We start from the raw sequence: 15,548 nt of genomic DNA, 5'->3' as shown, positions 1-15,548 counted from the left end.
TAGGAAACGGGCCGTTTTCGGGTGAGCCTCAGCTCAGAACAATCACTTGTTCAGGTGGAAATCTTTTTCCGCCGCTTCGAAGCGCTGCACCATGCCTCTGCTCGGCTCGCCCATCTTGCTGACGATGTAGATGGCCAGGCTGGCGAAGATGAAGCCCGGGATGATTTCGTACAGACCCAGCAGTTCGAAATGCTTCCAGACCACCACGGTGATCGCGCCGACCAGAATACCGGCCAGTGCGCCGTCGCGGGTCATTTCTTTCCAGATAACCGAGATCAGCACAACCGGACCGAACGCAGCACCGAAACCGGCCCAAGCGTAGGACACCAGACCCAGTACGCGGTTTTCCGGGTTGGCCGCCAAGGCGATCGCGATCAGTGCAACCAACAGCACCATGGCACGGCCGACCCAGACCAGTTCAACCTGAGAAGCAGATTTACGCAGGAAGGTTTTGTAGAAGTCTTCGGTCAGGGCGCTCGAGCACACCAGCAACTGGCAGCTCAGGGTGCTCATCACCGCAGCCAGAATGGCCGACAACAGCACACCGGCGATCCATGGGTTGAACAGCAGTTTGGCCAGTTCGATGAACACACGTTCGTGGTTCTCGGTCACGGGACCGGCAACTTCCGGGTGCGCCGAGAAGTACGCGATACCGAAGAAGCCCACCGCCACGGTGCCGCCCAGGCACAGGATCATCCAGGTCATGGAAATGCGACGCGCCTTAGCGATCGATTTCACCGAATCCGCCGCCATGAAACGCGCGAGGATGTGCGGCTGACCGAAGTAGCCCAGACCCCAGCCCATCAGCGAGATGATGCCGATGAAAGTGGTGCCTTTGAGCATGTCGAAGTTGCTTGGATCTTGCGCTTCGATGGCCAGGAACGTGGTGTCGACGCCACCGGTGGCCAGCAGCACGATGATTGGCGTAAGGATCAGCGCGAAAATCATCAGGGTGGCTTGTACGGTGTCGGTCCAGCTCACCGCCAGGAAACCGCCGATAAAGGTGTAGGCAATTGTCGCCGCAGCACCGGCCCACAGCGCGGTCTCGTAGGACATGCCGAAGGTGCTTTCGAACAGACGGGCACCGGCCACAATGCCGGAAGCGCAGTAGATGGTGAAGAACACCAGAATCACGATCGCCGAGATGATCCGCAGCAGGCCGCTTTTGTCTTCAAAACGGCTGGCGAAGTAGTCCGGCAGGGTCAGGGCGTCGCCGTTGTGCTCGGTCTGCACGCGCAGACGGCCGGCAACGAACAGCCAGTTGAGGTAGGCACCGATGACCAGACCGATGGCGATCCAGCTTTCAGACAGACCGGACATATAGATGGCGCCCGGCAGGCCCATCAACAACCAGCCGCTCATGTCGGACGCACCGGCGGACAGCGCGGTGACGACGCTGCCGAGGCTGCGACCGCCGAGAATATAGTCAGAAAGGTTGTTGGTGGAGCGATAGGCCATCAAGCCGATCAGCACCATTGCTGCGATGTAGATCACGAACGTGATCAGGGTTGGATTGCTTACGCTCATTGAGTTACGCCCTGGCTTTGTTTTTATGTAGCGGCGGTGGTGAACCGCACGCAAACGACGACGTTTGGCAGACGATCCGGGATCCCGCGCATTTAGGACTGATGTTTCCCCAGGAAAGCCATCAGCCGGTACACCGGGTTATTCCCGGTTGCACCTAGGGCGCGAATGCTATGCAACAAATCAAATAAGGTGCAACCAGTTTCGTGAGAATTAGTTGCACCCAGTCGGATTTATCGACAATCACCCCGTTTTTGCTCCCTTTTGTGGCAGTCACAACCCTTTACTAGAAGCAAAAGCACCAAGCAGGAGCAGCACTTTCGTACCAGAAAATAATTCCTGACGAGTTGCCTATTATTCCGACAAAAAAAGGGTTGCACCCGGTTGCACCTCTTTCGGCGCACGGCTAATCTTGCCGCCAGCTGATGCCACGCAACTGTGGCAACCATGAGGATAAAAATATGGCTACCACCACCCTTGGGGTCAAACTCGATGACCCGACCCGCGAACGCCTGAAGGCCGCCGCAACCTCGATTGATCGCACGCCGCACTGGCTGATCAAGCAGGCAATTTTCAATTACCTGGAAAAACTCGAGGGTGGTGCAACCCTGACCGAGCTGAACGGTTTGACCGCCAAGGACGCCGATGAGGCGGCCGAAGTGCACACCGATCACGCCCACCAATGCTTCCTCGAATTCGCTGAAAGCATCCTGCCGCAGTCCGTTCTGCGCGCTTCGATCACTGCCGCTTACCGTCGCCCTGAGCCGGAAGTCGTGCCGATGCTGATCGAGCAGGCTCGCCTGCCAGCGCCGATGGCAGAAGCCACCAACAAACTTGCCGCTTCCATCGCGGAAAAACTGCGTAACCAGAAAAGTGCCGGCGGTCGTGCAGGCATTGTTCAGGGTCTGCTGCAGGAATTTTCCCTGTCGTCCCAGGAAGGCGTGGCGCTGATGTGCCTCGCCGAAGCGCTGCTGCGTATCCCGGACAAGGGCACTCGCGACGCACTGATCCGCGACAAGATCAGCACCGGTAACTGGCACCCGCATTTGGGCAACAGCCCGTCGCTGTTCGTCAACGCGGCCACTTGGGGCCTGCTGCTGACCGGCAAGCTTGTGTCCACCCACAACGAAGCTGGCCTGACGTCGTCCTTGAGCCGCATCATCGGCAAGAGCGGCGAGCCGATGATCCGCAAGGGCGTCGACATGGCCATGCGCCTGATGGGCGAGCAGTTCGTCACCGGCGAAACCATCGCCGAAGCGTTGGCCAACGCGAGCAAGTTCGAAGCCAAGGGCTTCCGTTATTCCTACGACATGCTCGGTGAAGCGGCCCTCACCGAACACGACGCGCAGAAGTACCTGGCGTCGTACGAACAAGCCATTCACTCGATCGGCAAAGCCTCCCACGGCCGTGGGATTTATGAAGGCCCGGGCATCTCCATCAAGTTGTCGGCACTGCACCCGCGTTACAGCCGTGCGCAGTACGAGCGTGTGATGGACGAGCTGTACCCGCGTCTGCTGTCGCTGACCCTGCTGGCCAAGCAATACGACATCGGCCTGAACATCGATGCCGAAGAAGCCGACCGTCTCGAACTGTCGCTGGATCTGCTTGAGCGCCTGTGCTTCGAGCCGCAACTGACTGGCTGGAACGGCATCGGTTTCGTGATCCAGGCTTACCAGAAGCGTTGCCCGTACGTGATCGACTACGTGATCGATCTGGCCCGTCGCAGCCGTCATCGCCTGATGATCCGTCTGGTGAAGGGCGCCTACTGGGACAGCGAAATCAAGCGCGCCCAGGTCGAAGGCCTGGAAGGCTATCCGGTCTACACCCGCAAGGTGTACACCGACGTTTCCTACATCGCTTGCGCACGCAAACTGCTGTCGGTGCCGGAAGTCATCTACCCGCAGTTCGCCACGCACAACGCCCACACCCTGTCGGCCATTTATCACATTGCCGGTCAGAACTATTACCCGGGTCAGTACGAATTCCAATGCCTGCACGGCATGGGCGAACCGCTCTACGAGCAGGTTGTAGGCAAAGTTTCCGAAGGCAAGCTGAACCGTCCGTGCCGCGTTTACGCTCCGGTCGGCACTCACGAAACGCTGCTGGCGTACCTCGTACGTCGCTTGCTGGAAAACGGTGCGAACACCTCGTTCGTCAACCGCATCGCCGACCAGTCGATTTCGATTCAGGAACTGGTGGCCGATCCGGTGGCGCAGATCGAGCAGATGGCGACCGTGGAAGGTGGATTCGGCCTGCCGCACCCGCGTATTCCGTTGCCGCGTGACCTGTACGGCGCCGAGCGAGCCAACTCCAGCGGCATCGACATGGCCAACGAACATCGTCTGGCTTCGCTGTCCTGCGCCCTGCTCGCCACGGCCCATACCGACTGGAAAGCTGCGCCGATGCTCGGTTGCGCGTCGAGCAACGAAACCCCTGCACCAGTGCTGAATCCGTCGGATCACCGCGATGTGGTCGGGCATGTTCAGGAAGCTACCGTCGAAGACGTCGACAACGCTATCCAGTGCGCACTGAACGCTGCACCGATCTGGCAGGCCACCCCGCCGGCCGAACGTGCGGCGATTCTGGAACGTGCCGCTGACTTGATGGAAGGCGAGATTCAGCCACTGATGGGCCTGTTGGCTCGTGAAGCCGGCAAGACCTACGCCAACGCCATCGCCGAAGTCCGCGAAGCGGTCGACTTCCTGCGTTACTACGCAGTACAAGCGCGCAACGATTTCAGCAACGACGCCCACCGTCCATTGGGTCCGGTAGTGTGCATCAGCCCGTGGAACTTCCCGCTGGCGATCTTCAGCGGCCAAGTGGCTGCAGCATTGGCTGCCGGTAACCCGGTATTGGCCAAACCGGCCGAGCAGACTCCGCTGGTTGCCGCTCAGGCCGTGCGCTTGATGCTCGAAGCCGGGATTCCGCAAGGCGTGCTGCAACTGCTGCCGGGTCGCGGTGAAACCGTCGGCGCCGGTCTGGTCGGCGATGAGCGCGTCAAAGGCGTGATGTTCACCGGCTCCACCGAAGTTGCGCGCCTGCTGCAACGCAACATTGCCGGTCGTCTCGACAACCAGGGTCGTCCGATTCCACTGATCGCCGAAACCGGTGGCCAGAACGCCATGATCGTCGACTCCTCGGCTCTGACCGAACAAGTCGTGATCGACGTAGTTTCGTCGGCCTTCGACAGCGCCGGTCAGCGTTGCTCGGCGCTGCGCGTACTGTGCCTGCAGGAAGATTCCGCCGATCGCGTCATCGAGATGCTCAAAGGTGCCATGGCGGAAAGCCGTCTCGGCAACCCGGAGCGCCTCTCCGTGGACATCGGCCCGGTAATCGATGCCGAAGCCAAGGCGGGCATCGACAAGCACATCCAGGGCATGCGCGACAAAGGTCGCAACGTCTACCAAGTGGCGATTGCCGACACCGAAGAAGTCAAACGCGGCACCTTCGTCATGCCGACCCTGATCGAACTGGAAAGCTTCGACGAGCTGCAACGCGAGATCTTCGGCCCGGTGCTGCACGTGGTGCGCTACAAGCGCAAAGAGATCGATCAACTGATCGGCCAGATCAACGCTTCCGGTTATGGCCTGACTTTGGGCGTACACACGCGCATCGACGAGACCATCGCCAAGGTGATCGACAACGTCAACGCCGGTAACGTCTACGTCAACCGCAACATCGTTGGCGCTGTGGTCGGCGTGCAGCCATTCGGCGGCGAAGGCTTGTCGGGTACCGGTCCGAAAGCCGGTGGCCCGCTGTACTTGTACCGCTTGCTGTCGACGCGCCCTACTGATGCCATCGAACAATCCTTCGCTCGCGGTGATGCTGCCGTGGCACCGGACGTTCGTCTGCGCGACGCCATGAGTAAACCGCTGACCGCGCTGAAAGCCTGGGCTGACAGCAACAAGTTTGCCGACCTGAGCACCCTGTGCGTGCAGTACGCTGCGCAATCGCAGAGCGGCATCACCCGCGTACTGGCCGGCCCGACCGGTGAGAAAAACAGCTATGCCATCCTCCCGCGTGAGCACGTGTTGTGCCTGGCCGAGGTTGAAGGTGATTTGCTGACGCAACTGGCGGCGGTGCTGGCGGTAGGCGGTTCGGCGGTATGGCCGGAGTCCGACATCAGCAAGGCCTTGTTCGCACGCCTGCCGAAGGAGATTCAGGCGCGGATCAAGCTGGTTGCCGACTGGAATAAAGACGACGTGGTGTTTGATGCGGTTCTGCATCACGGCCATTCCGACCAGTTGCGCGGCGTTTGCCAGCAGATTGCCAAGCGTGCCGGTGCGATCGTTGGGGTTCAGGGCTTGTCCCAGGGCGAGACCAACATTGCGCTCGAGCGCCTGGTGATTGAGCGGGCGTTGAGTGTTAACACCGCTGCGGCGGGGGGTAATGCCAGCTTGATGACTATCGGCTAAACCGGTCTAAATCCAGGCGACCGCAATAGTCGCCTGGAATGCAATTCCCTGTAGGAGTGAGCCTGCTCGCGATAGCGATCTATCAGACACATTTATTCGACTGACAGACCGCTATCGCGAGCAGGCTCACTCCTACATTTGATTAGTGTCGCCCTCACCTCTGCATCACTCTCATCAATCATCCTATCCAGCCTCTATTCCCCCACCTTAGACTCGGCCCAACCCCAATTTCAGGTAGGCCGCCATGTCCGAGACGCTGCTCAGTTCCCGCAATCTGGCTTTCGAGCTGTATGAAGTCCTCGATGCCGAGGGCCTGACCCGGCGTGAGCGCTTTGCCGAGCACAATCGCGAAACCTTCGACGCCGCCATTGGCACCGCGCGCAATATTGCCGAGAAGTACTTCGCACCGCACAACCGCAAGGGCGACGAGAACGAGCCGCGCTACGAGGACGGTAAGGCGATTCTGATTCCTGAAGTGAAACCGGCGGTGGATGCCTTCCTTGAAGCCGGATTCCTCAACGCTGCGCGCAGCTTCGACGCTGGCGGCATGCAACTGCCGACGCTGCTGTCTCAAGCTTGCTTCGCGCACTTCCAGTCGGCCAACGCCGCTTCGACCTCGTATCCGTTCCTGACCATGGGCGCGGCGAACCTGATCGAGAGCTTTGGCACTGAGGAGCAGAAACAACGCTTCCTGCAGCCCATGATCGATGGTCGCTTCTTCGGCACCATGGCGCTGACCGAACCGCATGCAGGTTCATCGCTGTCGGATATTCGTACGCGCGCCGAGCCGGCGTCCGACGGCACTTATCGCCTGAAGGGCAACAAAATCTTCATCTCCGGCGGCGATCACCCGCTCTCGGAAAACATCGTGCACATGGTCCTGGCCAAACTGCCGGACGCACCTGCGGGCGTTAAAGGCATTTCGCTGTTTATCGTACCGAAGTTTCTGGTTAACGATGACGGCAGCCTCGGCCCACGCAATGACGTGCTGCTGGCCGGGCTGTTCCACAAGATGGGCTGGCGCGGCACCACCTCCACGGCGCTGAACTTCGGCGATAACGGTGAGTGCGTCGGTTATCTGGTCGGTGAGCCGCATCGCGGTTTGAGCTACATGTTCCAGATGATGAACGAGGCGCGGATCGGCGTCGGCATGGGCGCAGTGATGCTCGGTTATGCCGGTTATCTGTATTCGCTGGAGTACGCCCGCGAACGCCCGCAAGGCCGGGTGCCGGACAGCAAGGATCCGACCACAGCGCCGGTGGCGATCATTCAGCACGCCGATGTACGACGCATGCTGTTGACGCAAAAGTCCTACGTTGAAGGTGCATTTGACCTCGGCTTGTATGCCGCACGCTTATTCGACGACACCACCACGCTTGAATCTGAAACCGAGCGCAAACAGGCGCATGAGTTGCTGGATCTGCTGACGCCGATCGTCAAATCCTGGCCATCGGAGTTCTGCCTCAAGGCCAACGAACTGGCGATCCAGATTCTTGGCGGCCACGGTTACACCCGCGAATACCCGGTGGAGCAGTATTACCGCGACAACCGCTTGAACCCGATTCACGAAGGCACCCACGGCATTCAGTCGCTGGACTTGCTCGGGCGCAAGCTGGCGCAAAACGGTGGTGCCGGACTGAAGCAGTTGATTCGGTTGATCGCCACCACCGCTGAACGCGCTACGGCGTACGATTCGCTGACCGCACTGCGGGAGCCTTTAGAGAAACTGGTAGCTCGCCTGCAAACGGTGACCATCGGCCTGCTGACCGATCTGGCACAGGGCAAGGTCAACAGCAGCCTAGCGAACTCGGCGTTGTACCTGAAGGTGTTCGGCCACGCTGTGATTGGCTGGCGCTGGCTGGAGCAGGCGATTCGTGCCGAGGAAGGGTTGGCCATAGGGAACTCAGCGGATGCTGACTTCTATAAGGGCAAGCTGCAAGCAGCGAGGTATTTCCTGACGTGGGAAGTGCCGGGTTGCCACCATGAACTGGCGTTGCTGGAGGCGCGGGATGATACGTGCCTGGCGATGCAGGATGCGTGGTTCTGAAACGCTACCCTCATCCCAGCCCTCTCCCAAAGGGAGAGGGGGCCGACCGAGGTGCCTGGCGCTATACATCGACCTGAAAAACCGCATCGACTATGGATTCAGTACAGTACTTTCAGGTCGGCGTACCTCCTGAATTTTCCACGGTCAGTCCCCTCTCCCTTTGGGAGAGGGTTAGGGTGAGGGGCTTTTCTGCTTCAACACTCAACTCAACTTGAACCCACCCATCTGCCGCGCCAGATCATCCGCCAGTTTCTGCAACATCTGACAATCCTCGCGGCAGGCCCTGACCTCCCCCGCCGTCGCCCGCGCCAGATCAGAAATCCCCTGCACATTCCGGTTGATCTCTTCAGTCACCGCCGACTGCTCTTCCGTCGCCGTCGCCACTTGATGGTTCATATCGCTGATGCGCTCGACCTGACCGGTAATCGCCGTCAACGACGCTCCGGTGCGCTGGCTCGACTCAACCCCTGTGCCAGTCGCGGCCTGACCGGTGCGCATCGACGACACGGCGTTTTCCGCGCCTTGCTTGAGGCTGCCGATCATCTGCTGGATTTCGTCAGTGGATGCCTGCGTGCGGCGCGCCAAAGTGCGTACTTCATCGGCGACGACGGCGAAACCGCGCCCCATATCCCCGGCCCGCGCCGCTTCGATGGCGGCGTTGAGCGCCAACAGATTGGTCTGCTCGGACACGCCACGAATCACCGCCAATACAGAATCGATCGAAGCCACCTGATGCGCCAGCTCACCGACCGCGCCCGCCGCCACGCCAATCTCATCGGACATGCTTTCAATATGCCGAATCGAGCCGCCGACCACCTCCCGCGCCTGCATTGCTTCATCCCGCGCGGTCTGCGAGGCCAGCGCCGCGTTACCGGCGTTTTGCGCGATTTCCTGCACGGTCAAACCCATCTCGTGAACCGCCGTCGCGACCATGTCGGTCATTTCCTGCTGGCGGCCCGAGCGTTCAGCCGTGTTCTCCACCACTTTCGCCACTTGCCCCACGGCCGTACGCAGTCGCTCGCTGGTGGTCAGTACTTCGCCGATCAATCCGCGCTGGCTATCGAGGAAACGATTGAAGCCGCGAGCGAGGTCGCCCAGTTCATCGGCACGGCTGGAATCTAACCGGTGGGTCAAATCTCCACCGCCGCTACCAATCGCTACCAGCGCCGCTGTTACCTGACGAATCGGCCGCACCAGCCCTTGCGCCAGCCACACCACCAAAGCGAGGCACACCAGCGCTACGGCCAGACCGATACCGCCGCTCATCCACATCGCTTTACGGGCTTCGGCGTAGATCTGCGATTGCGGCACTTCGGCCACCAGGGTCCAGCCCAGATCGCGCAGCGGCAGGCTGAAGGCGAGGAAGTCTTCACCCTCCCTTTGGAAGCTGCTGCTCACAGCATTTTTTTGACCCATGACGGCTTGAGCAGCGGAGGCGCCAATCTGCTCCGTCAGGGTGCGCTTACCGCTGAATTGCGCCTCGGGATGCACCTGGATCAAACCATCGGAACGCACGAGATAGACCTTGCCGCGCTCGCCAAAGCTGAAGTTGTGAATCAGCTCCGACAGCTCTTTCATGCTCAAACCGAGCCCAGCCACACCGACCACTGTACCGGCCTGCTCGACCTTCAAATCGATGAACAGCGCCAGTTCTCCGGTGGCGCCATCGTTGTCGATATTGAGAGTGCGCGGCTGATTGCTGTCGAGGAAGGAATAGAACCACGCGTCAGCCGGTTTTGAACGGCTGAGGGTGCGATCCAGGCCTTTTTCGGTGATGTAGTGATTGGATTCGGTGCCGATGATCAAAGCAGTGAAGGCTTTATGTTCGGCGCGGATGCCTTCCAGATACTGCGCGAAGCCAGCCGTTTTGCTGCTGTCTTCGCCTGAGGCGAGCCAGTCACGGACCATCGTATTACTGGCAATATCCTTGGCGGCTGTCAGCGGTTGCACAAGGATCCGTTCGATATCGTTGCGCGTCGCTTCGATGCTCGACGGCAGTGCTTGTTCGACCAGATAGCTCTGGGCGAGGCGGTTGACCACCAGGGTATAAATGCCAACCACGATCAGGATACTGACCAGCAGGGCGGTGCCCATGCTGAGAATCAGCTGCCATTGAATACTGCGTCGCCACAACTGCATGGAGCACCCCCAAAGAATAAGAGGCAGAAACACTGCAACTGTCGCGCCAGATGTATACAAAAATCACGCAAACAAGAGACAAACCCTAAAGCAGCGATCTTCGACCAGCAAGAAGCGGGCCGATTTCATAGGGAGAACACTGTCAACTCTGACAGGTTACAGGGCGCATCGCGTGGCATAGATTGCAGTTTCCCTGTCTGTGCCCAAGCATTCGCTTCACAGACTCATGCTGTACTAGCAGGAGAAAGATCATGGCTGATACAAGTCCAGCTGAAAGCTTTGTACAGACAATTTCTGACAACGATACGTTTGTGAAATCAGCGCAGGTCGGCGACTTTGTCGACGGATCCAGCATGCTATCGATGATCACCCGAAAACACTTCACCGAAGTCATGGTTTTCCCCGTAATCCATTACAAAGCTACGATCACTACGTTCTCAGGCGCGACGTTCAGTACAACTCAGCCGATCGCAGGATCAGAATATATAAACCTGCTTTCGCGCGGAGATGAAGTGACGATCGACGAGACGACCTACAGGGTCTCCCACGGAGAGTTTAAGAAGCAAACCAACGGAGAGTGGTTGAGGAAGATCTACTGGCAACCAGTGACTAAAACTCAATAAACACAGAGCCGTTCATATATGAGCGCCTCGAAGTACCGAGGCGCTGCAAAAACGCGCTTCAACCCTGATTGATGGTCTTGGCGATGGTGTCGACCGTGGCGCTGACTTGCTCTTGGTAACGGTCGAGTTCTTCCTGGTGTTGCTTCTTCATTTCGATCTGCTGCGAGCACAGATTCATCGCCGCCAGCACCAGCAAACGGTCACCGATCAGTGTCGGGTATTTGCGCTTGGTGTCATCCAGCGCTGCCTTGAGCATCATGGCCGCGTCCAGCAGGGTCTGTTCTTCCCCGGCCGGTGCCTTGATCGAATAGTCCTCCCCGAGAATGGAGACGACTTTTACCCCTGCTGTGTGGTGGTTCATGCGCTGACAGGACCTGCGTTGACGCGATCAACCAAGGCTTGAATGCGGGCCGCGGTGGCGCCGTGCTTTTCTTCCTGTTCCATCAGGTTCAGTTGCAGGCTTTCGTTTTCATCCTTGGCCTGGGCCAGTTCCGTGGACAGGGTCTGGTTGGTTTGCGCGAGGGTCTGGTTCTGTTGCACCAGGTCGCTGACGAGCTGTTCCAATTGGCTGAGGGATGCTTCCAACATTTTGATCTTCCAAGCGTTTTTCAAAGGGCGCGTACGATAAAGAAAAGTCACCACGGATGCCAGGGTTAAACCGGCGCAAAGCCTTGATTTTCCTGGTGGCGGACCGTTCCTGCGAGTTTTAAAGACTGTGATCTGCCGATCTGGTTCCTGCACTTCGTCGCCCAGGCCCTTCTGCGACAAATACGCACAGTGCCTCAAGACTTTAGTCGCATGACCGATAAGTCATCCATACAGCAGTCTCAGCCCGCATGGATGCGGCCCTCTCTTGGTATCCGCCCCATGTCCCTTCGCAATATGAATATCGCCCCACGGGCGTTTACCGGCTTCGCCCTGATTGGCGGCCTGATGCTGATTCTGGGTGTGTTCGCACTGAATCAGATGAGCAAAATCCGCGGTGCAGCCGAGAACATCTCGTCCACCAGCGTACCGAGCATCAAGAACCTCGACGAGTTCACCCAGTTGACCCTGCGCCTGCGCGTGCTGTCGTACCGCTTGCTGGTCAACCGCGAGCCAGACGTGCAGCAGAAAACCGTTGAGCTGCTGGACATGCGTAACCAGCAGATCCGCAAGGCCCAGAGCGATTACGAGCCGCTGATCGGCAGCCCCGAAGAGCGTGCTGCCTATGACCAGTACGTGCAGTTGCTCGGCCAGTACCGCCAGATCGAAGACCGCATGAAGAGCCTGTCGCGCAACAACCAGGTGGATGAGCTGCGCACCCTGCTCAACACCGAGTTGCTGAACAACTCCGAAGCGGTGAACACCGTGCTCAACCGTCTGATGCAGATCAACGGCGAGCAGATCAGCGAGACCAATCAGCAAGCGGCCGATCAGTACTCTTCGGCGTTTGATCTGGTGGTGACCCTGCTGGTGATCGCCACTGGTCTGACCTTCCTGTTCGCCTGGCTGCTGACGGTGAGCATCACTAAACCAATTTCCAAAGCACTGGACGCTGCGGAAACCATCGCCGAAGGCAACCTGACCCAGCCGATCCATGTTGACGGTGAAGACGAGGCCGGTCGCCTGCTCGCAGCCATGGCCAAGATGCAATCGAAGCTGCGTGACACCCTGCAACGCATTTCCGGCTCGGCCACTCAGCTGGCTTCAGCGGCTGAAGAGCTGAACAGCGTCACCGACGAAAGCGCGCGTGGCCTGACTCAGCAGAACAACGAGATCGAACAAGCGGCCACTGCGGTCAACGAAATGACCAGCGCCGTAGAAGAAGTCGCCCGCAATGCGGTGAGCACCTCCGAAGCCTCGAAGAACGCCACCACTTCGGCTGGCGACGGTCGTGACCTGGTCCAGGAAACAGTCAGCGCGATCGAACGCATGAGTGCCGATGTACAGAGCACTGCCAGCCTGATCGGCGATCTGGCCAATGAATCCCGTGACATCGGCAAGGTGCTCGACGTGATTCGTGGCCTGGCCGATCAAACCAACCTGCTGGCGCTGAACGCGGCGATTGAAGCGGCGCGTGCCGGTGAAGCCGGGCGTGGTTTTGCCGTGGTAGCGGATGAAGTGCGTGCCCTGGCGCACCGTACTCAGCAGTCGACCAGCGAAATCGAGCGGATGATCGGCAGCATTCAGAGCGGTACCGAACACGCCGTGGATTCGATGCGTAACAGCACCGAGCGTGCCGAGTCGACGCTGAACATTGCTCGAGGTGCCGGCATGTCGCTGGACACCATCAACACCGCCATCGTCGAGATCAACGAGCGCAACCTGGTGATCGCCAGCGCCGCCGAAGAGCAGGCACAAGTGGCGCGGGAAGTGGATCGTAATCTGGTGAATATTCGTGATCTGTCGGTGCAATCGGCGACCGGCGCGAATCAGACCAGTGCGGCGAGTAATGAACTGTCGCGGTTGGCGCTGGACCTGAACAACATGGTTGGGCGGTTTAGCCTGTAAATTTTGAGATCAAGATCAAAAGCCCCTCACCCCAGCCCTCTCCCAGAGGGAGAGGGGGAAAGGGAGCAGATCTTCATGCCTTTCAAAACCTGCGCTCGACTCGGAATTTCAGGTCGGTGCAACTTGAACAAACACCGCGCTCGGTCCCCCTCTCACCCCGGGAGAGGGGGAAAGGGAGCAGATCTTCATGCTTTTCAAAACCTGCGCTCGACTCGGAATTTCAGGTCGGTGCAACTTGAACAAACACCGCGCTCGGTCCCCCTCTCACCCCGGGAGAGGGGGAAAGGGGGCAGATCTTCGTGTTTTCAAAACCTGAGTTCGACTCAGGATTTTCAGGTCGATGTACCTTGCACAAACACTGCGATCAGTCCCCTCTCCCTCCGGGAGAGGGCTAGGGTGAGGGCAGCAACCGACAGTCGAACCCAAACCTCGAATCCCCCAGCGCAAAAACCTTTTTGACAGCATCACATTTCAACAGGTTAGAATCGCTGGCACGCAGACTGCATGGTCAGTTTGTGCCCGTTTTTACGCTTCTGGAGTACTGCCTTTGAATGCGACGACCATCAACAGCCTGTTCTTGATCGGCGCGTTGCTGGTAGGCGCAAGCATTCTCGTCAGTTCGCTTTCTTCCCGTCTCGGCATCCCGATTCTGGTCATCATCCTCGCTGTCGGCATGGCCGCCGGGGTCGATGGCGGCGGGATCATCTTCGATAACTACCCGACGGCCTATCTGGTCGGCAACCTCGCCCTGGCGGTGATCCTCCTCGACGGCGGTTTGCGCACGCGGGTGTCGAGTTTCCGCGTGGCGTTATGGCCGGCGTTGTCGCTGGCCACGGTCGGGGTGTTGATCACCACCGGGCTGACCGGCATGGCCGCTGCCTGGCTGTTCGATCTCAATCTGATTCAAGGCTTGTTGATCGGTGCCATCGTTGGCTCGACGGACGCCGCAGCGGTGTTCTCGCTGCTCGGCGGCAAAGGCCTGAACGAACGGGTGACCGCCAGCCTGGAAATCGAATCCGGCAGCAACGACCCGATGGCGGTGTTTCTCACCGTGACCCTGATCGACATGCTCGCCAGCGGCCAGACCGGTTTGCACTGGAGCCTCCTGACCCACCTGATCCGCGAGTTCGGCATCGGTGGTGTGATCGGCCTGGGCGGTGGCTGGCTGATGCTGCAACTGGTCAATCGAATCAACCTCGCTGCCGGTCTGTATCCGATTCTGGTGATCGCTGGCGGTCTGGTGGTATTCGCCCTGACCAACGCCCTGCATGGCAGCGGCTTCCTCGCGGTTTATTTGTGCGGGCTGGTGATCGGCAACCGTCCGGTGCGCAGCCGCCACGGCATTCTGCACATGCTCGACGGCATGGCGTGGCTGGCGCAGATCGGTATGTTCCTGGTGCTGGGGCTGCTGGTGACGCCGCATGATTTGCTGCCGATCGCCTTGCCCGCTCTCGGTCTGGCGCTGTGGATGATTCTGTTTGCGCGACCGCTGTCGGTGATGGTCGGCCTGCTGCCGTTCAAAGCGTTCCATGGGCGTGAAAAAGCCTTTATTTCCTGGGTTGGCCTGCGCGGCGCGGTGCCGATCATTCTCGCGGTGTTCCCGCTGATGGCCGGGCTGCCGAATGCGCAGCTGTACTTCAACCTCGCCTTCTTCATCGTGCTGGTGTCGCTGCTAGTGCAGGGCACGAGCCTGCCATGGGTCGCCAAGCTATTGAAGGTGACCGTGCCGCCAGAGCCGGCGCCGATTTCTCGCGCAGCGCTGGAAGTCCATGTCACCAGCGAGTGGGAGCTGTTCGTGTACAAGCTGGGCGCGGAGAAATGGTGCATCGGTTCGCCCCTGCGCGAACTGAAAATGCCCGAAGGTACACGTATCGCTGCGCTGTTTCGTGGCCAGCAACTGCTCCATCCGTCGGGTAGTACAGTGCTGGAAGTCGATGATCTACTGTGCGTTATCGGCCATGAACACAACCTTGGCGCCCTCGGAAAACTGTTCAGCCAGGCGCCGCAACGCGGCCTCGATCTGCGTTTCTTCGGCGATTTTGTACTCGAAGGAGACGCCCAGCTTAAAGCGGTTGCAGCGCTGTATGGCCTGCCGGCCGAGGGCATCGATCCGGACATGACCCTGGGCGCGTTCATTGCCCACAAGGTCGGTGGTGCACCGATCGTTGGTGACCAAGTGGAGTGGAACAACACTCACTGGACGGTTGCGGTCATGGACGGGAACAAGATCGGCAAAGTGGGCGTCAGATTCCCCGAAGGAAGTCGCCCGGGCCCCGGGCTCTTCCTCTAAACTGCGTCCACTATCAC

Annotated in this window: 9 protein-coding genes and 2 pseudogenes; 6 read left to right on the top strand and 5 right to left on the bottom strand. The window is 59.4% G+C overall.

Going from position 1 to position 15,548, the window contains the following annotated elements:
• Window positions 1–42: 42 nt before the first annotated feature.
• Complete coding sequence (putP, locus tag ACOYXH_RS28015) at window positions 43–1,527, bottom strand: sodium/proline symporter PutP (protein WP_099757805.1); 1,485 nt, start codon at window positions 1,525–1,527, stop codon at window positions 43–45.
• Window positions 1,528–1,985: 458 nt separating this feature from the next.
• Between putP and putA the strand changes: the two genes are divergently transcribed.
• Together putA and ACOYXH_RS28005 are read left to right on the top strand one after the other, a co-directional pair.
• Window positions 1,986–5,939 carry a trifunctional transcriptional regulator/proline dehydrogenase/L-glutamate gamma-semialdehyde dehydrogenase gene (putA, locus tag ACOYXH_RS28010; RefSeq protein ID WP_460410120.1) on the top strand — a complete coding sequence of 1,318 codons (3,954 nt, stop codon included), beginning with the start codon at window positions 1,986–1,988 and terminating at the stop codon, window positions 5,937–5,939.
• A 244-nt stretch (window positions 5,940–6,183) separates the two neighbouring features.
• On the top strand, window positions 6,184–7,986 hold the full coding sequence (locus ACOYXH_RS28005) for an acyl-CoA dehydrogenase (RefSeq protein WP_220557434.1): 1,803 nt from the start codon (window positions 6,184–6,186) through the stop codon (window positions 7,984–7,986).
• A 201-nt stretch (window positions 7,987–8,187) separates the two neighbouring features.
• On the opposite strand, the gene ACOYXH_RS28000 is transcribed toward ACOYXH_RS28005, so the two are convergent.
• Together ACOYXH_RS28000 and ACOYXH_RS27995 are read right to left on the bottom strand one after the other, a co-directional pair.
• The gene (locus ACOYXH_RS28000) at window positions 8,188–8,919 is read right to left on the bottom strand and encodes a methyl-accepting chemotaxis protein (protein ID WP_412072053.1); all 732 of its coding nucleotides are present in this window, start codon (window positions 8,917–8,919) and stop codon (window positions 8,188–8,190) included.
• 135 nt (window positions 8,920–9,054) lie between these two features.
• Window positions 9,055–10,080 (bottom strand): annotated as a pseudogene (locus ACOYXH_RS27995) (HAMP domain-containing protein); the annotation flags it as partial.
• A gap of 296 nt (window positions 10,081–10,376) precedes the next feature.
• Here ACOYXH_RS27995 and ACOYXH_RS27990 point away from each other — a divergent pair.
• Window positions 10,377–10,748 carry a hypothetical protein gene (locus ACOYXH_RS27990; protein WP_095047240.1) on the top strand — a complete coding sequence of 124 codons (372 nt, stop codon included), beginning with the start codon at window positions 10,377–10,379 and terminating at the stop codon, window positions 10,746–10,748.
• 58 nt (window positions 10,749–10,806) lie between these two features.
• On the opposite strand, the gene ACOYXH_RS27985 is transcribed toward ACOYXH_RS27990, so the two are convergent.
• Together ACOYXH_RS27985 and ACOYXH_RS27980 are read right to left on the bottom strand one after the other, a co-directional pair.
• Window positions 10,807–11,109 (bottom strand): cell division protein ZapA, encoded by a 303-nt coding sequence (locus tag ACOYXH_RS27985; RefSeq protein ID WP_016987569.1) that lies wholly within the window; start codon window positions 11,107–11,109, stop codon window positions 10,807–10,809.
• Window positions 11,106–11,336: a hypothetical protein gene (locus ACOYXH_RS27980; RefSeq protein ID WP_007909525.1), complete on the bottom strand. Its 231-nt coding sequence runs from the start codon at window positions 11,334–11,336 to the stop codon at window positions 11,106–11,108. The genes ACOYXH_RS27985 and ACOYXH_RS27980 overlap by 4 nt, the downstream gene beginning before the upstream one ends.
• 210 nt (window positions 11,337–11,546) lie before the next feature.
• Between ACOYXH_RS27980 and ACOYXH_RS27975 the strand changes: the two are divergent.
• The 3 genes and pseudogenes from ACOYXH_RS27975 to ACOYXH_RS27965 form a co-directional block, all read left to right on the top strand.
• Window positions 11,547–12,338, top strand: a pseudogene (locus ACOYXH_RS27975) (MCP four helix bundle domain-containing protein); the annotation flags it as partial.
• A gap of 30 nt (window positions 12,339–12,368) precedes the next feature.
• Window positions 12,369–13,241, top strand: a complete 873-nt coding sequence (locus ACOYXH_RS27970) for a methyl-accepting chemotaxis protein (protein ID WP_371042268.1) — start codon at window positions 12,369–12,371, stop codon at window positions 13,239–13,241.
• A gap of 547 nt (window positions 13,242–13,788) precedes the next feature.
• Window positions 13,789–15,531: a potassium/proton antiporter gene (locus ACOYXH_RS27965; RefSeq protein WP_007909521.1), complete on the top strand. Its 1,743-nt coding sequence runs from the start codon at window positions 13,789–13,791 to the stop codon at window positions 15,529–15,531.
• The last annotated feature ends 17 nt before the right edge of the window (window positions 15,532–15,548 follow it).

It is taken from the genome of Pseudomonas sp. Mb7 (genome assembly GCF_054790525.1).
This window is presented reverse-complemented; position numbering and strand designations above follow the sequence as displayed.